This window comes from Bacillus sp. JJ1503 (assembly GCF_036965125.1).
Lineage (GTDB): Bacteria > Bacillota > Bacilli > Bacillales > Cytobacillaceae > Cytobacillus.
The window spans coordinates 1-4,066 of record NZ_JBALOZ010000219.1 but is presented as its reverse complement, the minus strand read 5'-3'; the positions used below and the strand labels follow the sequence as shown (position 1 = coordinate 4,066).

Genomic DNA, 4,066 nt, shown 5'->3' with positions numbered 1-4,066 from the left:
TCTCATTATTCACCAGTCTTGTGTTCTTTCTAGCAATTTATCAATTTCAATTCGTCTGATTATATAGCTGAAATCACCTTCATCTGCCATTTCTTCGGTAGCATCTAACAGTTTATCAATATCGGCATTAATTAAAATCATAATCAGAACTCCTCTAAATATTATTTAATAGGTATTTGGATGTTTATTTTTATAAGAGCATTCGACATTATGAGAGATATTATGGGGGTATTTGTAGGAAAAAAAAAATTTTTTTTAATTTACCCGAAAAAGACTGGATGAAACCTACTTATTAAAATGTTATAAAATAGACTTTATTCAAGTCACAAATAAAAATAATCATTAATATACTGTAAAGTAAATTCACTGCTTAGTTCTTCATCAAATGATCAATAGAAGGTGTTCACATATGAGGCCTGAAGTAAATTCGTATGAGTTTGCAAAGGTTTTACAGTCAGCCCTAAAAAAAGGACAGAATGAAAATCACTTGACCTTACATGATTTACTAAGTGAAATCGCAAGACAACTAGAACCAATTATTAAAAAATAAGAAAAAGACATTAATAAAAACAAAAGAAATCGATCTTTTCTGACGATTTCTTTTGTTTTTGCCTGTAACTATTTTCGCTTGTTTAAAAAATATAAAAACCAGACGGCATGATTTTGTTCATCTGAAGCGGCTCGTTTGAATGCATTTTTAATATTTACATCTGTTATCTCATCAGACACACCTAGATAGAAGTCTACCGTTTCCTGTTCATCTACAAAGGCAAACTCAATCCCTTCTTTGTAAGTGTTTGGGCATTGTTCCACGATTTGAGGTTGTGGCTGCCTGCCTGTCAGATTTACATATAGTTGTGTAAATTGCTGTAAATGTCTAATTTCATCTTCTCGAATTTCAAGGATTTGCTTCCTTTCTATTTCGGTTGTCGCCAAATTAGCTATTTTCTGATAGCATTGGACAGCACTATATTCTCCATTAATGGCTTTAGTTAAATCCCTGAGCAATTTATCTGTTTGTCTGTACATATTTTTGTAATCGTAATAAGGATACAAACGAATACCTCCTTAGTTTTTTTCCTTATATACTATGAGATTCATTTTGGAAGTGATTATTAATAATGCTGATGTCATATCAGGATCTAGTCATTTCCGCCAAAGCAAATGCAAAAAAATACGCCTCTGATTTGCCAGAAGCGTATTTGAGAAAATATTTAAGAAACTTTTTTATGTGTGATGAGCAGCGTATTGTCTTTTCTAATAATCAATCGAGGCGCAGTTGATACTAAAAGGACAACGGCGATTGAGCATAATAGCCACGCTCCAATCATGGTAGCTCCATTTGCTGCAAACGAGAAGAGGAATGGCGACATGCCCTCTGGCGCATATTCTCCAAAGAAAATAACGCCTGCAATGAAGTGCCAGAAATAACGTGCCAGGCTGCCAGCAAAGATAGCAGCTATCATCCAGCCAATTGCTTTCTTTTTCGAACCGAATCTGATCTCTTTTTGAATAAAATTATAGAACAGGCCAGCAAATCCAATACAAGCAAAGGCAATAAAATACTCAATAAAGGCTTGAGTTGGAGTGGCGATCCATGCATCCCCCATTGCTATTTGCAAGACTCCCCAGAGCAAACCGGAAAGCAAGCTGACTTTTAACCCCCAGCGGAATGCAATAATAAAAATGGGAACCATTGCGATTGAAATAGAAACAGATGGTATTGGTTTAATCGAAGGCAGTAAATCTAAAACAATGGCAAAAGCTGCAAAAAATGAGCCTTCGATTAATGCGAGTAAACCCAATTTTTTCATAAAAAAATCTCCCCTTTTTTTGTACTCCGTTACCTCAAGGGGAGAATAGAAAACAACAGAAAAAACCTTCTATTCATGCCACATTCCTGCGCTAGAATTATCTAACAGGTTCGAAGGGTCAGAACAGTCTCCTGTTCACTCTCAGCGAAAAGCTCCCCTTGTGGTTACGTTTATGTAATTATGATTCCAACATCAGTATAGTATAGTTTCCAACATTTGTGAAGGATCATTAGCTTAATAATGGTTTATATCTTTATTCTAATAAAAAAGAGCAAAATATTGCATAGATTTGTTAGCGCTTTTCAATATTACACATTAAAACCATCACATAGAAACCTTCAATAATAATGTTCGCCCTATTTTGGCTAAATCCCTAACATAGTAGTCTTGAAAACATGTGTTAACCATTTTTTTCATCTTTTTACATTAAAATGGCACTAGTCCTTCTTTACTATGCTCCTTATAATAATAAGGTAACAGTAAGGAGGGAAAAAGTTGAAATTACAATTTAAAAAAGCTTCAACGATGGTACCGATTATTGTTGGTTTCTTGATAATTGTGGCAGCAGTTATATGGGCTGTTCAAGCTGGAAATAAAGAAGTAGCCATCCCCTTTTCCTCTGTTGAGAAGTTAATAGCCTCACAAAATGGAGAATTGGTTACAATAAACGAGCATAAAGATGGAAAGCTGACGATTGTGACGAGTGATGGTGAATATAAGTCCCATGTACCTCCGAATAGTCAGATAATCGATAAATTAGTAGAAAACTATAATGTTCAATATACATTTTCTTCAAGCAGTCCTTTTACACCTTGGATTCTTGGCGGACTAATGATTTTACTTGTAGGGCTTGGCGTTTATTTATATAAATCTGGTAAAGGCGGACTAGGTGCTGCAAACACCATGAAGGAAAGCGTATCTAAAGCAAGGCCCCTCCCTTCTATTTCTCTTGCTGATGTTGGCGGTATTCAAGGTGAAATGAAAGAGGAGATTATGCAAACACTTTCCACTCTCAAAGATCCAGACCGTTCATTAAAAATGGGCGTAAAACCGCCGAAAGGGATTTTATTATATGGACCACCAGGCACAGGTAAAACCCTACTGGCACAAGCTATTGCCAAAGAGATTGGAGCGACCTTCTTCTCTACTAGCGGTTCAGCCTTTAATGAAATGTTTGTTGGTGTTGGTGCATCACGTGTCCGTACATTGTTTCAAAATGCTAGAAAGCAGAAGCCAGCCGTCATTTTTGTCGATGAAGTAGATGCACTTGCAGGAAAAAGAAAACAGCATGGCGGAGAGGAAAGCGAAAAAACATTGACTGAGCTTCTTGTTCAATTAGATGGCGGTCATTCGAATGATGGAATTCTTTTCATCGCCGCAACAAACCGTAAGGATATGCTCGATGATGCATTCCTACGTCCTGGACGAATTGATTTCTCTTTTCATGTTCCACTTCCAGATACAAAAGGAAGAAAAGAGATTATTGACATTCATACGAAAAATCGTGTGTTAGCTGATGATGTCATAAACTCACTCGATGAGCTTGCAGAGAGCACTTCTGGGTTTTCAGGTGCGGACCTTCATTCTCTCTTTGAAACAGCGAGCAGACGGGCTGTTAGAAATGGTCAGGAAGTAATAGCTAAAGAAGACTTGGATTTTGCCCTAGATCGAACCATTCTAGGAAGTTCAACTAGATCTTTACAAGATCAGGATACAAAAAATCGTGTGGCTATTCATGAAGCAGGTCACGCCCTTGTTGCTGCTATTACAAAACCAGGTTCGGTTCGTAAAGCAACTATCATTCCCCGCGGGCAAGCGCTTGGTTATGTAGCGCCAATTCCAAAAGAGATGCATTTATCAACAACGAGCGACATGCTAGACCAAGTTGCTATGATCCTCGCAGGTGGTGTTGCGGAACGGATTTACCTTGGAGAACACAGCATTGGTGTAAGTGGTGATGTTCAGCAAGCGAAGAAGGTCATCGAACAAATGGTTGACACTGGCTTGCTTGAAAATGGGTTTACCCNNAAAGTGGAAAAAGAAGTAAAAATGCAGGAGCTTTTCCAAAAAGCATTAGAAAAATCTGAACAACTCATCAAAAATAATAGTCCACAATTCGAAGTTTTAGTTCTAGCCCTTATGAAAAAAGAAACTTTAGAAGGTACTGAGGTTCAGGATATTGTAAATGGCGAGCAATTAAAAGATATGGCTATTGTCTAATTTGCCGACTCTAAATGAGTCGGTTTTTTTTT

The 4,066-nt window shown here is 37.1% G+C and carries 5 protein-coding genes and 1 riboswitch; of the genes, 2 read left to right on the top strand and 3 right to left on the bottom strand.

Annotation, left to right across the window (positions count from 1 at the left end; all coding sequences use genetic code 11):
- Nucleotides 1–9 precede the first annotated feature (9 nt).
- Nucleotides 10–141, bottom strand: coding sequence for a hypothetical protein (locus tag V7149_RS16485; RefSeq protein WP_335346696.1), 132 nt, complete (start codon nt 139–141; stop codon nt 10–12).
- A 268-nt stretch (nt 142–409) separates the two neighbouring features.
- Here V7149_RS16485 and V7149_RS16480 point away from each other — a divergent pair, with 268 nt between their 5' ends.
- Nucleotides 410–550: a hypothetical protein gene (locus V7149_RS16480; protein ID WP_335346695.1), complete on the top strand. Its 141-nt coding sequence runs from the start codon at nt 410–412 to the stop codon at nt 548–550.
- Nucleotides 551–618: 68 nt separating this feature from the next.
- On the opposite strand, the gene V7149_RS16475 is transcribed toward V7149_RS16480, so the two are convergent.
- Together V7149_RS16475 and thiT are read right to left on the bottom strand one after the other, a co-directional pair.
- The gene (locus V7149_RS16475; RefSeq protein ID WP_335346697.1) at nt 619–1,029 is read right to left on the bottom strand and encodes a ferritin-like domain-containing protein; all 411 of its coding nucleotides are present in this window, start codon (nt 1,027–1,029) and stop codon (nt 619–621) included.
- Nucleotides 1,030–1,214: 185 nt separating this feature from the next.
- Nucleotides 1,215–1,814, bottom strand: a complete 600-nt coding sequence (gene thiT / locus V7149_RS16470; protein ID WP_335346694.1) for an energy-coupled thiamine transporter ThiT — start codon at nt 1,812–1,814, stop codon at nt 1,215–1,217.
- Nucleotides 1,815–1,880: 66 nt separating this feature from the next.
- Nucleotides 1,881–1,983, bottom strand: a riboswitch (TPP riboswitch).
- A gap of 326 nt (nt 1,984–2,309) precedes the next feature.
- On the opposite strand from thiT, the gene V7149_RS16465 reads away from it, so the two are divergent.
- Nucleotides 2,310–4,034 (top strand): AAA family ATPase, encoded by a 1,725-nt coding sequence (locus V7149_RS16465; protein WP_335346693.1) that lies wholly within the window; start codon nt 2,310–2,312, stop codon nt 4,032–4,034.
- Nucleotides 4,035–4,066: the final 32 nt, after the last annotated feature.

Excerpts from the sequence above, each read along its gene's own strand:
- V7149_RS16475 (WP_335346697.1), bottom strand. The coding sequence starts at position 1,029 with ATGTACAGACAAACAGATAAATTGCTCAGGGATTTAACTAAAGCCATT.
- V7149_RS16485 (WP_335346696.1), bottom strand. The coding sequence starts at position 141 with ATGATTTTAATTAATGCCGATATTGATAAACTGTTAGATGCTACCGAA.
- thiT (WP_335346694.1), bottom strand. The coding sequence starts at position 1,814 with ATGAAAAAATTGGGTTTACTCGCATTAATCGAAGGCTCATTTTTTGCA.
- V7149_RS16480 (WP_335346695.1), top strand. The coding sequence starts at position 410 with ATGAGGCCTGAAGTAAATTCGTATGAGTTTGCAAAGGTTTTACAGTCA.